Annotated in this window: 14 protein-coding genes; 9 read left to right on the plus strand and 5 right to left on the minus strand. The window is 71.2% G+C overall.

The window, feature by feature from the left end; all coding sequences use genetic code 11:
• From groEL to QZV97_RS18450, 3 genes are all read left to right on the plus strand, one after another.
• Window positions 1-820 (plus strand): chaperonin GroEL (gene groEL, locus QZV97_RS18440; RefSeq protein WP_295646011.1); only part of this gene is annotated, 820 nt, incomplete at its 5' end.
• A gap of 143 nt (window positions 821-963) precedes the next feature.
• Window positions 964-3,063 (plus strand): DUF1631 family protein, encoded by a 2,100-nt coding sequence (locus QZV97_RS18445; RefSeq protein WP_295646014.1) that lies wholly within the window; start codon window positions 964-966, stop codon window positions 3,061-3,063.
• 30 nt (window positions 3,064-3,093) lie between these two features.
• Window positions 3,094-5,388, plus strand: coding sequence for a patatin-like phospholipase family protein (locus QZV97_RS18450; protein ID WP_295646017.1), 2,295 nt, complete (start codon window positions 3,094-3,096; stop codon window positions 5,386-5,388).
• A 15-nt stretch (window positions 5,389-5,403) separates the two neighbouring features.
• Here the strand turns inward: QZV97_RS18450 and QZV97_RS18455 are convergent, their stop codons facing one another.
• From QZV97_RS18455 to yihA, 3 genes are all read right to left on the minus strand, one after another.
• Complete coding sequence (locus QZV97_RS18455; protein ID WP_295646021.1) at window positions 5,404-6,288, minus strand: alpha/beta hydrolase; 885 nt, start codon at window positions 6,286-6,288, stop codon at window positions 5,404-5,406.
• A gap of 74 nt (window positions 6,289-6,362) precedes the next feature.
• Window positions 6,363-7,604 carry an alpha/beta hydrolase gene (locus QZV97_RS18460; protein WP_295646024.1) on the minus strand — a complete coding sequence of 414 codons (1,242 nt, stop codon included), beginning with the start codon at window positions 7,602-7,604 and terminating at the stop codon, window positions 6,363-6,365.
• A 72-nt stretch (window positions 7,605-7,676) separates the two neighbouring features.
• Window positions 7,677-8,375, minus strand: a complete 699-nt coding sequence (gene yihA, locus QZV97_RS18465) for a ribosome biogenesis GTP-binding protein YihA/YsxC (RefSeq protein WP_295646027.1) — start codon at window positions 8,373-8,375, stop codon at window positions 7,677-7,679.
• 75 nt (window positions 8,376-8,450) lie between these two features.
• Between yihA and QZV97_RS18470 the strand changes: the two genes are divergently transcribed.
• The 4 genes from QZV97_RS18470 (at window position 8,451) to QZV97_RS18485 (ending at window position 11,363) form a co-directional block, all read left to right on the plus strand.
• Complete coding sequence (locus QZV97_RS18470; RefSeq protein WP_295646030.1) at window positions 8,451-9,068, plus strand: c-type cytochrome; 618 nt, start codon at window positions 8,451-8,453, stop codon at window positions 9,066-9,068.
• A 251-nt stretch (window positions 9,069-9,319) separates the two neighbouring features.
• Window positions 9,320-9,577, plus strand: a complete 258-nt coding sequence (locus QZV97_RS18475) for a hypothetical protein (protein WP_295646045.1) — start codon at window positions 9,320-9,322, stop codon at window positions 9,575-9,577.
• A gap of 117 nt (window positions 9,578-9,694) precedes the next feature.
• Entirely contained in the window at window positions 9,695-10,702 is a 1,008-nt protein-coding gene (gene msrP / locus QZV97_RS18480; protein ID WP_295646033.1) for a protein-methionine-sulfoxide reductase catalytic subunit MsrP, read from the plus strand.
• 10 nt (window positions 10,703-10,712) lie between these two features.
• Window positions 10,713-11,363, plus strand: coding sequence for a protein-methionine-sulfoxide reductase heme-binding subunit MsrQ (locus QZV97_RS18485; protein ID WP_295646036.1), 651 nt, complete (start codon window positions 10,713-10,715; stop codon window positions 11,361-11,363).
• Here QZV97_RS18485 and QZV97_RS18490 read toward each other — a convergent pair.
• Window positions 11,360-11,791, minus strand: coding sequence for an acyl-CoA thioesterase (locus tag QZV97_RS18490; protein WP_295646037.1), 432 nt, complete (start codon window positions 11,789-11,791; stop codon window positions 11,360-11,362). The two genes, QZV97_RS18485 and QZV97_RS18490, sit on opposite strands and share 4 nt — an antisense overlap.
• A 53-nt stretch (window positions 11,792-11,844) precedes the next feature.
• Here QZV97_RS18490 and QZV97_RS18495 point away from each other — a divergent pair, with 53 nt between their 5' ends.
• Window positions 11,845-13,686: an ABC transporter ATP-binding protein/permease gene (locus tag QZV97_RS18495; RefSeq protein WP_295646039.1), complete on the plus strand. Its 1,842-nt coding sequence runs from the start codon at window positions 11,845-11,847 to the stop codon at window positions 13,684-13,686.
• A 12-nt stretch (window positions 13,687-13,698) separates the two neighbouring features.
• Here the strand turns inward: QZV97_RS18495 and QZV97_RS18500 are convergent, their stop codons facing one another.
• On the minus strand, window positions 13,699-13,893 hold the full coding sequence (locus QZV97_RS18500) for a hypothetical protein (protein WP_295646041.1): 195 nt from the start codon (window positions 13,891-13,893) through the stop codon (window positions 13,699-13,701).
• A 70-nt stretch (window positions 13,894-13,963) separates the two neighbouring features.
• On the opposite strand from QZV97_RS18500, the gene QZV97_RS18505 reads away from it, so the two are divergent.
• Window positions 13,964-14,515 carry a YaeQ family protein gene (locus QZV97_RS18505; protein WP_295646044.1) on the plus strand — a complete coding sequence of 184 codons (552 nt, stop codon included), beginning with the start codon at window positions 13,964-13,966 and terminating at the stop codon, window positions 14,513-14,515.
• The last annotated feature ends 73 nt before the right edge of the window (window positions 14,516-14,588 follow it).

Genomic DNA, 14,588 nt, shown 5'->3' on the forward strand with positions numbered 1-14,588 from the left:
CGTCAAGGCGCCGGGCTTCGGCGACCGCCGCAAGGCCATGCTGGAAGACATCGCCATCCTGACCGGCGGCAAGGTCATCGCCGAAGAGGTGGGCCTGACGCTCGAGAAGGTCACGCTGGCCGATCTGGGCCAGGCCAAGCGCGTCGAGGTGGGCAAGGAAAACACCATCATCATCGACGGCGCCGGCGCTGCGGGCGACATCGAGGCGCGCGTCAAGCAGATCCGCGTGCAGATCGAGGAAGCCACCAGCGACTACGACCGCGAGAAGCTCCAGGAGCGCGTGGCCAAGCTGGCCGGCGGCGTGGCCGTCATCAAGGTCGGTGCCGCCACCGAAGTCGAGATGAAGGAAAAGAAGGCCCGCGTCGAAGACGCCCTGCACGCCACGCGTGCGGCGGTGGAAGAAGGCATCGTGGCCGGTGGCGGCGTGGCCCTGCTGCGCGCCCGCGCGGCGGCCGGCACGATCAAGGGCGACAACCCCGACCAGGACGCCGGCGTCAAGCTGATCCTGCGTGCCATCGAGGAGCCGCTGCGCATCATCGTCAGCAACGCCGGCGACGAAGCCAGCGTGGTGGTCAATGCGGTCGTGGCCGGCAAGGGCAACTACGGCTACAACGCCGCCAACGGCACCTATGGCGACATGATCGAGATGGGCATCCTGGACCCGACCAAGGTGACGCGCACCGCGCTGCAGAACGCCGCTTCCGTGGCCGCGCTGATGCTGACCACCGAGGCGATGGTCGCCGAGGCCCCCAAGGACGACGCGCCGGCGATGCCGGGCGGCGGCATGGGCGGCATGGGCGGCATGGGCATGGACATGTAAGTCCGAGCGCTTCGGGGCGCGTTCGAGCGGCTCGCGCCGCTCAACGCGCCGACCGTTGGAGAGGGCCACCATCCGGTGGCCCTTTTTCATTCCGGGGGCCTCGGATGCCGGGCGGCTTCGCGACGGCTCGGATAATCGATGCCATGGCCGCTTCGCCACGATTGCAGGCGTATCTCGACGAGCAGCTCGCGCAGGTGCCGCAATGGATGGCGCGCGTCGCACGCGATGCCCAGCCGGCCCTGAAGGCGTCGGCGTCGGTCGATGCCCAGGTCGCGCTGCGCGATCGGCAGGCCGAGTGGGCGCATCGGGTCGGCGAGTTGCTGGCCGCGGCTTGGAGGGACGATCTGGCCGGGGCGATGCCCGCGGCTTCGGCCGGGCGGCCGGCCTGGTCGGCGCAGGCGCTCACCCTGGTCGACGAAGACGCGGCGGACCAGAACATCGAACTGCTGCGCGCGACCCAGGAGGTCGAAGTCCTGCTCGAGAACCATGTCCAGGACCTGCAGGCCCGCAGCGCCACGCTGCGCGGGGACAGCGTCGTCGGCCGCCACGCCAACCTGTTGCGGCCGGCGCTGGTCGTGCAGGCGGTGTGGACCGCCAGCGAGGCGCTGGGTCTCGATGCGGCGGCACGCAAGGCGCTCATGCGCGCGGCCTGCGGCCCGCTCGGGCGCGCCTTGCGGCAGGTGTCGATCGACGCCGAGCGGCAACTCGCCGACTGGGGTGTCCAGCCCGCAGCCTGGCAGGCCAGTGCGCTGCCGGGGGCGCGCCGTGCGCCCGCCCCGAGCTCCGGCGTCGACCTGACGCGGCCCGGCGCGCTCGACGAGCTGCGCGGCCGCCTCGCCGGTCGGGCCGCCCCGCCCGCGGCACCCGACGCGCTGATCCGCCTCGACCTCGGCGTGGCGCAGGCGCTCGACGCCGGAGCCGACGCGGGCACGCCCCAGGCGCCGCGCCTGATGGAGCGCCTGCCCGACCTGGCCGCGATGGCGCGCAACGACGACGATCGCGAAGTCATGCTGCTGGTCGCGCACATGTTCGACGCCATCCTCGACGATGCGCTGCTGGTGCCGTCGGTGCGTCACGTGCTCGGCCTGCTGCAGGGGCCGCTGCAGCGCATCGCGATCCGCGAGCCGCGCCTGCTCGAGGATCACAACCACCCGAGCTGGCAGCTGATGGTGCACCTGGCCTCGCACACGGCCGGGTTCGAGGACGATGCCGACCCGCGCCTGGCCGAGCTGCTGGTGGAGGTGCGCCGACTGTTCGACGCCCTGCAGGGCGCGCCTCGGCCCGATGCCGCCCAGCATGCCGAGGCCCTGGGCGCGCTCGACGCGCTGCTGGTGGCCGAGCTCGACGCCGAGCGGCGCGATGCCGCCGCGCCGATCGCCAAGCTGCAGGCGGCGGCGCGTCGCACGCTGGTCAACGAAGCCCTGCGACGCCAGGTGCGCCTGCAGATCCAGGAGGCGGCCGGCAGCTGGGGCATCGAGGGCGCAGCGCCGGCGGCCAGCGATGCCGTCACGCTGGACCCCGCGCTGCACGAGTTCCTGACCGGACCCTGGGTCGACATGCTGGCCCAGGCGGTGCTGCTGGACGGCGAGCATGCCGACTCGACGCGCGCGCTGATGGCCGTCGTGCCGGACCTGCTGGTGAGCCTCGCGCCGCTGCGCAGCGAGGGCGACCGTCGGCGCCTGCTGGCCAGCGTGCCGGCGCTGGTGCAGCGCTTGCAGCAGGGCATGGCACGTGCCGACCTGCCGGGCGCGCGCCGCGAGGCCTTGCTGGCTCTGCTGATGGCGCGCCACACCGAGCTGCTGCGACCCGGCGCCGCGCCGGCCGCGCGCGAGGCCAGCGCCGAGGACATCGTGCGCCGCCTCCGCGACGAGGAACTGCCGCCGCCGAACGTGGTCGCGCCGGCGAGCGGCGACTCGATGTTCGACATCGGCACGCTCGAGACGGTGCCGGCCGCGCTGATGCCCGAGGGGCCCGTGACCGATGCGCGCGCCTGGCTGCGCCATCTCGCCGTCGGCCAGTGGTGCCGGCTGGTCGCCCGCGGCAGCTGGTCGAACGCGCGCGTGCTGTGGGTCGACGCGGCGCGCGAGCACTGGCTCTTCAGCGATGCCGAACTGGGCACGACGCACGGCCTCACGCGGCGCGCGCTGGAGCGCCTGGCCCAGGGCGGCCTGGCCGCGCCGGTCGAGGAGCGCACGCTGATCGAGCGCGCGGTCGACAGCCTGCTGGCCCCGGCCGCACGCTGATCGGTGCCGACGCGCCGGCACAATCGACGCATGCGCCGCCGCGGCCTCTGCCTGCTCTTCCTGATGTCGTCGTGGCTGCTGGCCGGCAGCCCCTGGGCGCAGACCTCCCCGCCGGCGCCGCTGGGCGAGCGTGCCGTCGCCACGCGGCCGCTGCAAGCGCCGGGCCGGCCGCGCATCGGCCTGGTGCTGTCGGGCGGCGGGGCGCGCGGGCTCGCGCATGTCGGTGTGCTCAAGGTGCTGGAGCGCGAGCGCGTGCCGATCGACGTGATCGCCGGCACGTCGATGGGCGCGATCATCGGAGGCCTGTATGCCAGCGGCATGAGCGCGCAGACCCTGGAGCGCGAGCTGCTCCAGGTCGACTGGAACGCGCTGTTCGCCAACCGCGTGGCGCGCGAGGAGCTGTCGCAGCGCCGCAAGGAAGACGACTTCGAGGTCGCGCCGGCGCTCGAGCTCGGCCTGCGCGACGGCGAGCTGCGCATTCCGCTCGGCACGCTGTCCAGCCGCGGCCTCGAGTCGCTGCTGCGCCGCTACACGCTGCCGGTGCGCGGCATCCGCCACTTCGACCGCCTGCCGACGCCCTTTCGCGCCGTCGCCACCGACATGGAGACCGGCCAGGCCCGCGTGCTGAGCGAGGGCGACCTGGCGCTGGCGCTCCGCTCCAGCATGAGCGTGCCCGGCGTGTTCGCGCCGACCGAGGTCGACGGCCGCATCCTCGGCGACGGCGGCCTGGTCGACAACCTGCCGGTCGACGTGGCGCGCGCGATGGGCGCCGACGTCGTGATCGTCGTCAACATCGGCACGCCTATCGCCGGCCGCGAGACGCTGGGCTCGCTGGTCGGCGTGACGACGCAGATGATCGCGATCCTGACCGAGCAGAACGTGCAGCGCAGCCTGGCCAGCCTGACGAAGCGCGACCTGCTGATCGCGCCGCAGCTCGGCACGCTGACCTCGGGCGACTTCGACAAGATGCGCGACTTCGTGCAGCTGGGCGAGCTGCAGGCCCAGGCCCAGGTGGTTCAGCTGTCCGACTACGCCGTCGATGTCGATGGCTACCGCGCCTGGGCGCAGGCGCGCACCCAGGCCCAGGGCGCGTCGCCGACGCTGGCCTTCGTCCAGTTCGAGGGCTCGGAGCGCAGCAATGCCCAGCGCAACGCGCGCGAGCTGGCGAGCCAGCCGGGCCGGCCCTTCGACGTCGCGCGCGCCGAGGCCGACGTGCGCCGTCTCGCCGCCACCGGCGACTACGAGCGCGTCGACTACCAGCTGGTGCGCGATGAAGCCGGCCGCGACGGCCTCGTGTTCAAGCTCGACGAGAAGTCCTGGGGCCCCAACTACCTGAAGGTGGGCCTGGACCTCGCGACCGACTTCTCGGGCCGTGCGAGCTTCAACGTCAAGGTCGTCCACACGCGCCACTGGCTCGACGCCGCTGGCAGCGAATGGCGCAACCGCGTGCGCATCGGCTCCGAGCCGGCCTGGTTCACCGAGCTCTACCGGCCGCTGGGCTGGACCCTCGGGCCGTCGAACGACTGGTTCGTCGCTGCGACGGCCGCCGTCGAGCGCCGCGAGGTCGTCACCTACGTCAGCCCCGAGGGGCCCGAGAGCGGCCGGCTGCGCCGCACCAGCGGCGTCGCCGCGGTCGACCTGGGCCAGCCCTGGGGTGGTTTCGGCGAGCTGCGCGCCGGGGTGTTCCGCGCGCGCTTCCAGGACAAGCTGCTGCTCGTGCGCGACGACGACGCGGGTCCGGTCGCCTCGAACCTCGACCTCACCGGCGTGCGCCTGCGCGCGGTGATCGACCAGCTCGACTACGCCTTCCTGCCGCAGCGCGGCTACCGCCTCGTCGGCGAGGTGGCCGGCGGCCGCGCCCGCAGCCGCGCCGGCGGACTCCGCGTCGAACAGGACTTCACGCGTTTCGACATCGACGCCGTCGGCGCGACGACTTTCGGGCGGCTGCACACCGTCAACCTGGCGCTGCGCTCGCAGTTCGCCGGGCAGGGCTCGGCGCTGGCGCAGGGGCTGTACACACTCGGCGGCTTCCAGCGCCTGTCGGGCTACAAGCCGGGCCAGATCGAAGGCAACTACCTGCTGTTCGGCCGCGCCAGCTACTACTACCGGCTCACGCCGCCGGCGCTGACGCGCGGCTTCTTCACCGGCTTCTCGCTCGAGGCCGGCAATGCCTGGCGCGAGCGCGGCGACGTGTCGCTCGGCGACCTGCGCAGCGGCATGAGCGTCTTCATCGGTGCCGACACCGGCCTGGGCCCGCTGTATTTCGGTGTCGTCCACGCACCGCGCGGCGACACCGGGCTTTATCTCCTGCTCGGTCGGCCCTAGGCGCCGGCACGCATCTCACCGCGCCAGCGCAGCCTCGATCTCCTGCGCCACGCGCTGCGGCTGCTCGTGCACGATCCAGTGGCTGGCGCCGGGCACGCGCACCAGCCGCAGCTGCGGGACCCACTGTTCCAGCCCGTCGACGAGCTTCGGCGGCAGCGCGATGTCGGCGTCGCCCCAGACCACGGTGGTCGGCAGGCGCACCGTGATCTGCGCGGGCTCCAGCTTCAGCTTCGTCACCGCGTCGTCGCTGGCGGTCGCCGGCTTCATCGGTGAGGCGCGGTAGTAGTTCAGCGGGCCGGTCAGCCCCCGCGACCAGACCTCGCGGTAGCGCTGCTGCACCTCGGGCGTGAGCCACGCGGCATCGCCGCCGATCTGCCGGAAGAACGGCCACAGCCGCGCGTAGTCGTTCTCGCTCAGCAGCGCCTCGGCGTCGGGGCGGACCAGGAAGTTCATGTACGCGCTGGCCGCCTGCTGCGCCGGATCCGACTGCAGGTCGCGCAGGAAGGGCCCGGGGTGCGGCGAGTTGATCATCACCAGCCGCTTCGCCAGCTGCGGTGCCTGGATGCCGAGGTGCCAGGCCACCGCCCCGCCCCAGTCGTGCGCGATCACGGCCTCGACCGGCGCACCGAGCTGGTGGATCAGCGCGGCCACGTCCTGCAGCAGCGGCTTGGCGCGATAGGCCTCGACCTCGACCGGCGCCGACGAGCCGCCGAAGCCGCGCAGATTGGGGGCGACACAGCGGTAGCGCGCGCCGAACTGCGCCAGCATCTCGTCCCAGATGAAGGCAGCCTCCGGGAAGCCGTGCAGGAACACCAGCACCGGCGCATCGCGCGGTCCGCAGGCGCGGCACTCGAGCGTGATGCCGTGCGGCAGCTCGGCGCGAAAGCTCTCGATCGTCATGCGCGTCTCCTCGATGTCGTCGATCGAGTATGCGGCCGCGCCTCGGCCGCCTGGCGTCGCGCGAGCGACAGGCCTCAGGCGGGCGCGTCGAAGCGCCAGGCGTTGGGCCCGCCCGCCGCGGCCAGGAGCCGCTCGGCCGTGCCGGCGTTGAGCCCCTGGATGTTCTTGACGATGTCGTTGTTGACCACGCCGTTGGCGTAGTAGCTGTGCTGGGTCAGGCCGCTGACCACGCGCTGGCAGTCGACCTGCTGGATCTTCTGGTGCACCAGCGGCAGCCGCGCGGCGCCGCGCTGGCCCAGGCGGTCGGGGTTGCCCTTGGTGTAGTCCGACACGCGCAGCGCGGTGTCGTTGGCGTTGTGATAGACCGTCACGCGGTTGGCGATCTGGTGCACGCGCTCCATCGGCTTGCCGGCCTCGAGCACGTCGTCGTCGACGTCGGGCGCGCACATGAACACCTGGTCGAACAGGCGCGGCAACGCCGATCCGGGCGTGTGCTCGTACAGGCGCTGCAGCGCGTTCTCGAGCAGGTAGTTGCCCATCGAGTGGCACAGCAGGTGGATCTTCTGGCCGCACAGCTCGGTGGCCTCGAGCTGGGCAACGGCGCGCGCGATCTCGCTCGGTCGTACGCCCTGGCGCGTGAGCCTGGCCTCGAGCTCCTTGACGCGGGCGTTGTCCTGCCGCACCTCGCGACCCAGCTCGTGCAGGAAATCGCGCACCTTCAGCAGGCCGCGACCCACGGCGCCGGCCGAGCCCTGGGCATCCGAGCGGTCCGACTTGTACGACACGAAGGGCAGGGCCTTGCCGTTGGACGGCCAGGTGAACAGCACCACGCGTACCGCGCGCTGCCCGCCGCTGACGCCGGCGCGGTTGAGCATCGCCTCGAGGGCCGCCGCCGACCCCACGGCCTCGGTCCAGGACACGTTGAAGCCATGGATGAACAGCAGCATGTCGCGCGACTCGCGCATGTCGGCCTGCAGGTCGGCGAACATCGCCAGCGAGCCGAGCTTCACGTGCTTCTGCGCGGTCTCGGCCACGGCGTTGCTGGGGATCGACTCCTCGTAGGCCTCGATGCGCTGCGACTTGCCGATGCATTGCGACAGGTAGTCCTGCAGGCCCTCGCCGTCGCCGCGGCCGGTGGCGGGGCGCGTGCGGTTCAGGAACTGCGCGACCTTGGCGTCGTCGGCCGTGAAGGTGACGCGGCCGAAGCGCAGGTTCTCCATGCCGTCCGACGAGAAGCGCGTGCCGTAGCCGGTCGGCTGGAACTGCTCAGGACCCTCGTGCGCGCGATTGGTGGCGTAGTAGATCTTCAGGTCCATGGCGGCTCGCTGGGCTGGCGGGCGGCCGGGGTGGACGCCCTCGTCCCAGTATCGAAGGCGATCGTGGCCGCTTCAATCCGTCAGGGTAGGGGCCGGTGCGCCGGCCTGGACCCAGCCGTGCAGCAGTTCGGCGGCATCGTCGACGCCGCGCCGGCTGAGCGCCGAGAACAGCGCGAGACTCACGTCCGCGGTGTCGGTGGCCAGCTGGCCCAGCACCTCGCGCGCCGCCGCGACGGCGGCATCGGCCTCGCGCCGGTTCAGCTTGTCGGCCTTGGTCAGCAGCACCAGCAGCTTGACCTCGCCGGTGCCGACGCGCGGTGCGACGAAGGCCAGCAGTTGCTGGTCCAGCTCGGTCAGCCCGAGCCGCGAGTCGACCATCAGCACCACGCCCGACAGGCTGCGGCGCAGCTCCAGGTATTGCGCCATCACCTGCTGCCAGCGCAGCTTGGCCCCGCGCGCGACGGCCGCGTAGCCATAGCCCGGCAGATCGGCGAACAGCGCGTCCGGCGCCTCCTTCGGGCCCAGCGCGAACAGGTTGATGTGCTGCGTGCGCCCCGGCGTCTTGGAGGCGAAGGCCAGGCGCTTCTGCTGCGTCAGGCGGTTGATCGCCGTCGACTTGCCGGCATTGGAGCGGCCGACGAAGGCGATTTCGGGCAGCTCGGTCGGCGGCAGCTGGTGCAGCTGGGCTGCGGTGGTCAGGAAGCGGGCGGTGTGCGTCCAGGCCAAGGCCAGCTTGGCGGGGTCTGGAGCCGCCAGGGTGGGCGAGGACATGTGCCATTGTAAAATCGTTGGCTGTGCGTCGGGCGCCGTTCCCCGCGCCAACCCTCCAACCTTCTCCATCTGCTCATGAAGTCTGCCCTGACGCTCCTGCTGGCCGCCGTTTTCCTGGCTCCGGCCCTGGCCGAAGAAGCCAAAGCCCCGGCCAAGCCCGACCTGAAGAAAGGCGAGGCGATCGCCGCGGGGGTCTGCGGCGCCTGCCACAGCTTCGACGGCTCGCGCGGCAGCCCGGCCAACCCCATCCTCGCCGGACAGCATCCGGAGTACCTCGCCAAGCAGCTGGCCGAGTTCAAGTCCGGCAAGCGCAACAACGCGATCATGAAGGGCTTCGCCTCGACGCTGAGCGACGACGACATGCGCAACGTCGCCGCCTTCTACGCCGGCAAGCAGGCCAAGCCGGGCTTCGCCAAGAACAAGGACAGCGTCGCGCTCGGCCAGCAGATCTACCGCGGCGGCATCGTGGCCAAGCAGGTCCCGGCCTGCGCCGGCTGCCACAGCCCGACCGGCGCCGGCATCCCGGTGGCCTATCCGCGCCTGGGCGGCCAGCATGCCGACTACACCGAGGCCCAGCTGGTGGCCTTCCGCAGTGGAGCGCGTGCCAACAACGCGCAGATGAGCGCGATCGCCGCCAACCTGAGCGACAAGGAACTCAAGGCGGTGTCCGACTACATCGCCGGGCTGCGCTGACCCGTCAGGTGCTCCAACGAAGGCCGGCTCTGCCGGCCTTTGTCGTTCCGGCCCTCGTGGCGTGAACAGCTGCCGGGTCGGCGATCCGTTCGAAGGGTCGCGGCAGGCACTGCCATGCGCGCAGGCGTAAAGTCGAAAGCGCCATGCCCTATGCCCTGCGCCATCCCGACGGCCGCATCCTGAGCCTGCACCGCAGCCCGGAGGCGGGCGCCGATTTCGTGTCGGGTGAAGACCCCGCCGTGCAGGCCTTCCTGGGCGGCAGCACCCCTTCCGGCTTCGGCGGCGCCGGCGAGTTCAACAAGCTCGACGCCGACTTCGTGCGCGTGATCGAGGACCTGATCGACGTGCTGATCGCGCGCCAGGTGATCCGCATCACCGACCTGCCGGCGCAGGCCCAGGAGAAGCTCTTCGCCCGCAAGAGCTTCCGCGATCGCCGCCCGGCCCAGGCCCTGCGCCTGTACGGCGGCGACGACGACGGCATCGTCTCGACCGACTTCGCGGCGCTCTGAGGCGTGTCGCTGTAAGTTGGCGCCGCTTCCCGGCGACTGTCGTGCAGGGCCGGGCGATGTCGACGCGACGCGGCGGCCCCGGAACTTTCCTCCTCCGCCACGAGTCCTGAGCCCACCATGCTGATTCCACGAGCGCGCCGCAATGGCCACGTCCACCCCCTCGCCAGCGACATCACGCCGCGCGCGCTGTACGAGCAGCGCCGCGACTTCCTGCGCCTGATGGCCGCCGGCGGCGCCGGGGCCGCGCTGGCCGGCTGGGCGGGCCGCGACGCGCTGGCCCAGGCCGTCGCCACTGCGCGGCCCGGCAAGCTGGCGGCGCTGGCCGGCACCCGCAGCGGCGTGGCCGGCGCGGTGACGCTGGACAAGCCGACCGCCTACGCCGACGCCGCCAGCTACAACAACTTCTACGAGTTCGGCACCGACAAGGCCGACCCGGCCCGCCGTGCCGGCACGCTGCAGACGCGGCCCTGGACGGTGGCGATCGAGGGCGAGGTCAACAAGCCCCAGACCCTGGGCATCGACGACCTGCTGAAGCTCGCGCCCATGGAGGAGCGCATCTACCGCCTGCGCTGCGTCGAGGGCTGGTCGATGGTGATCCCCTGGGTCGGCTATTCGCTGGCCGAGCTGATCAAGCGCGTCGAGCCGACCGGCAATGCCAAGTACATCGAGTTCCTGACCCTGGCCGACCCGAAGCAGATGCCCGGCGTGCGCTCCAGCGTGCTGGACTGGCCGTACGTCGAGGGCCTGCGCCTCGACGAGGCGATGCATCCGCTGAGCCTGCTGGCCTTCGGCATGTACGGCGAGGTGCTGCCCAACCAGAACGGCGCGCCGGTGCGCCTGGTGGTGCCCTGGAAGTACGGCTTCAAGAGCGCCAAGTCCATCGTCAAGATCCGCTTCGTCGAGAAGCAGCCGGTGTCGGCCTGGACGCGGGCCGCGCAGCAGGAGTACGGCTTCTACTCGAACGTGAACCCCAAGGTCGACCACCCGCGCTGGAGCCAGGCGACCGAACGCCGCATCGGCGAGGACGGCCTCTTCCAGAAGAAGCGCCCGACGCAGATGTTCAACGGCTACGAGCCCCAGGTCGGGCAGCTGTACGCCGGCATGGACCTGGCGAAGAACTACTGAGCCGCACGCGATGAGTGCCGTCCTGCGCGACTCCGGCGCGGCGCAGGTTGCCCGGCGCAGGCTCTCGCCGTGGCTGCATCCTGCTGCCAAGCCGCTGCTCTTCGCGCTGTGCCTGCTGCCCTTCGGCTGGCTGCTCTACGGCGCCGTCGCCAACACCCTGGGTGCCAACCCGGCCGAGGCCCTGATCCGCGCCACCGGCGACTGGGTCTTGCGCTTCCTGTGCATCACGCTGGCCGTCACGCCGCTGCGGGTATGGGCGCAGCAGCCGGCGCTGGCGCGCTTTCGGCGCATGCTGGGGCTGTTCGCCTTCTTCTACGCGCTGCTGCACTTCCTCAGCTACGCCTGGCTGGACATGAGCCTGGACCTGGCGACCATCGCCAAGGACATCCCCAAGCGTCCGTTCGCGCTGGTCGGCTTCCTGGCGCTGCTGCTGATGATCCCGCTGGCCGCCACCTCGTTCAACCGCGCGATCAAGGCCCTGGGCGCGGCGCGCTGGCAGGCGCTGCATCGGCTGGTCTACGCCGTCGTGCTGCTGGGCCTGCTGCACTTCTTCTGGATGAAGGCGGCGAAGAACCACTTCGGCGAGGTCGCGATCTACGCCGTCGTCATCGCCGTGCTGCTGGGCTGGCGGCTGCAGCGCCGGCTGCGCACCACGACCTAGCGAGGGATCTCCCGCGGCTGCCCCTGGTGGTCGATCGCCACGTAGGTCAGGCTGGCCTCGGTCACCTTCACCACCACCGGCTCGGCCGGGTTGCGTTCGGCATGCACCTCGACGTGCACCGTGATCGACGTGCGGCCGATGCGCTCGACGCGCGCATAGAAGCTCAGCAGGTCGCCGATCGACACCGGCTGCTTGAAGATGAACTGGTTGACCGCCACGGTCGCGATGCGGCCCTTGGCGATGCGCGCCGGCAGCACGGCGCCGGCCAGGTCGACCTGGGCCATGATCCAGCCGCCGAAGATGTCGCCGTTGCTGTTGGAGTCGGCCGGCATCGGCATCACCCTCAGCACCAGTTCCAGGCCCGGCGGCAGGCTGGCGAGGTTGGCGGCCAGCAGGCCGGGTCGATGGCTGGGAGCTTTGTCGGTCATGATGGGGCGTGCCGCAATCGGCGGTGCGTCGTTCTCTGGAGAGATTGTCGGTCATGCGTCGCGCTGAGAGCCTGAGTTCCGCCCTGCCGGCCGCGTCGCCCGCTGCAGCGGCTGCCGCGCCGCGCTCCGACTGGCACACGCTGGCGCGGCTGCTGCCCTACCTGTGGGCCTACAAGGGTCGCGTCGTGCTGGCGCTGGCCTGCCTGATCGCGGCCAAGGTCGCCAACGTTGGCGTGCCGCTGCTGCTGAAGGAACTGGTCGATGCGATGTCGATCCCGCTCGGCGATCCGCGTGCGGCCCTGGTCGTGCCGGTCGGCCTGCTGCTGGCCTACGGCGCGTTGCGGCTGTCGACCTCGCTCTTCACCGAGCTGCGCGAGCTGGTCTTCGCCAAGGCCACCGAAGGGGCGTCGCGATCGATCTCGCTGCAGGTCTTCCAGCACCTGCATTCGCTCAGCCTGCGCTTCCACCTCGAGCGCCAGACCGGCGGCATGACGCGCGACATCGAGCGCGGCACGCGCGGCGTGCAGTCGCTGATCTCGTACTCGCTCTACAGCATCCTGCCGACGCTGGTCGAGGTCGGGCTGGTGCTGGTGCTGCTCGGCGTGAAGTTCGATGCCGCCTTCGCGTGGATCACGCTGTCGGCGCTGGTGGTCTACATCGGCTTCACCGTCGTCGTGACCGAGTGGCGCACGAAGTTCCGCAAGACGATGAACGAGCTCGACTCCAGCTCGCACACGCGCGCCATCGACTCGCTGCTGAACTACGAGACGGTCAAGTACTTCAACAACGAGGCCTTTGAGGCGAAGCGCTACGACGAGAGCCTCGACAAGCTGCGCCGCGCCAAGCTCAAGTCGCAGTCGACGCTGTCGATGCTCAACACCGGCCAGCAGCTGCTGATCGCGGTGGCGCTGATCGCCATGCTGTGGCGCGCCACCGACGGCGTGGTGACGGGGCGCATGACGCTGGGCGACCTGGTGATGATCAACGCCTTCATGATCCAGCTCTACATCCCGCTCAATTTCCTGGGCGTGATCTACCGCGAGATCAAGCAGGCGCTGACCGACCTCGAGAAGATGTTCGGCCTGCTCGAGCGCGAGCGCGAGGTGCGCGACGCACCCGACGCCGTGGCGCTGCACGCGGACGCGCCGCCCGTCGTGCGCTTCGAGGACGTGAGCTTCGCCTACGAGCCGTCGCGGCCCATCCTGCACGGCCTCAGCTTCGAGATCCCCGCCGGCCACACCGTCGCCGTCGTCGGGCCCTCGGGCGCCGGCAAGAGCACGCTGGCGCGGCTGCTGTACCGCTTCTACGACGTCAACGCCGGTCGCATCACGATCGCCGGCCACGACATCCGCCGGCTGACCCAGGACAGCCTGCGCCAGGCCATCGGCATCGTGCCGCAGGACACGGTGCTGTTCAACGACACCGTGGCCTACAACATCGCCTATGGCCGGCCCGGGGCCAGCCAGGCCGAGGTCGAGGCCGCAGCGCAGGCGGCGCGCATCCACGACTTCATCGCCGGCACGCCCAGGGGCTACGACACGCCGGTCGGCGAGCGCGGCCTCAAGCTCAGCGGCGGCGAGAAGCAGCGTGTCGCGATCGCGCGCACGCTGCTGAAGAACCCGCCGATCGTGATCTTCGACGAAGCGACGTCGGCGCTGGATTCCGCCAACGAGCGGGCGATCCAGGGTGAGCTGCAGACGGCCGCGCGCAACAAGACCGCGCTGGTCATCGCGCACCGGCTGTCGACCGTGGTCGACGCCGATCAGATCCTGGTGATGGAGGCGGGCCGCATCGTCGAGCGCGGCACGCATGCCGAGTTGCTGGCCCGCGGCGGGCGCTACGCGGAGATGTGGGCCCTGCAGCAGAGCGGCGGCGAGGAGGCCGCGGCGGACTGAAGGGCCGGCGGGCTAGCTGCCGCTGCCGCCGCCCGGTGCAGTGCCGCCGGCCGGGGGCGTGCCGAGCGCCGCGTCGTTGGGCGTCGACTCGGTCCCCGGCTCGTCGGGGCCCTTGCCGGAAGCCTTGCGTTGCGCCTTCTCTTCCTTCTTGCGCTTCTTGGCCAGCTCGCGCTGGCGCTTTTCGTAGGAGTAGTTGGGGGTGGCCAATCAGCCCTCCTTGCGGTGTGAGCCGGCATGGTACCCGCCCCGGGCGGCGCTGCTGATAGGCTCGCCGGATATGGCAATCAAGTCCACCGTCTTCAAGGCCGAACTGCAGGTCGCCGACATGGATCGCGGCTACTACGGCACCCACGCCCTCACGCTGGCCCAGCACCCGTCCGAGAACGACGAACGGCTGATGGTCCGCCTGCTGGCCTATGCCTTGCACGCCGTGGCCGACGACGACCCCGCGCCGCTGGCCTTCGCCAACGCGATGACCGAGATGGACGAGCCCGACCTGTGGCGCCGCAGCCTGGTCGGCGACATCGAGCTCTGGGTCGACGTCGGCCAGCCCGACGAGAAGTGGCTGCGCAAGGCCTCGCACCGGTCGCGCGAGCTGCTGCTCTACCTGTACGGCCGCAACGCGACGCTGTGGTGGACGCAGAACCAGTCGGCGCTGGCGAAGCTGGGCAACCTGCGGGCACGGCAGATACCCGCAGAGGCGAGCGCGGCCCTGGCCGGGCTGGCGAAGCGGACGATGCGGCTGCAGTGCACGGTGCAGGATGGGCATGTCTGGCTGGGGGATGGTGACCAGGTGGTCGAGGTCGTGCTCACCGAGCTGAAGGGCTAGGGTCGGTTGACCTTGTGAGGCTGCGCCGGGTCTCGCCCCGGCAGGCGAGTCACTTTCATTTGCTGGCCCAAAT

This window comes from uncultured Methylibium sp., from assembly GCF_902826655.1.
Lineage (GTDB): Bacteria > Pseudomonadota > Gammaproteobacteria > Burkholderiales > Burkholderiaceae_C > Methylibium.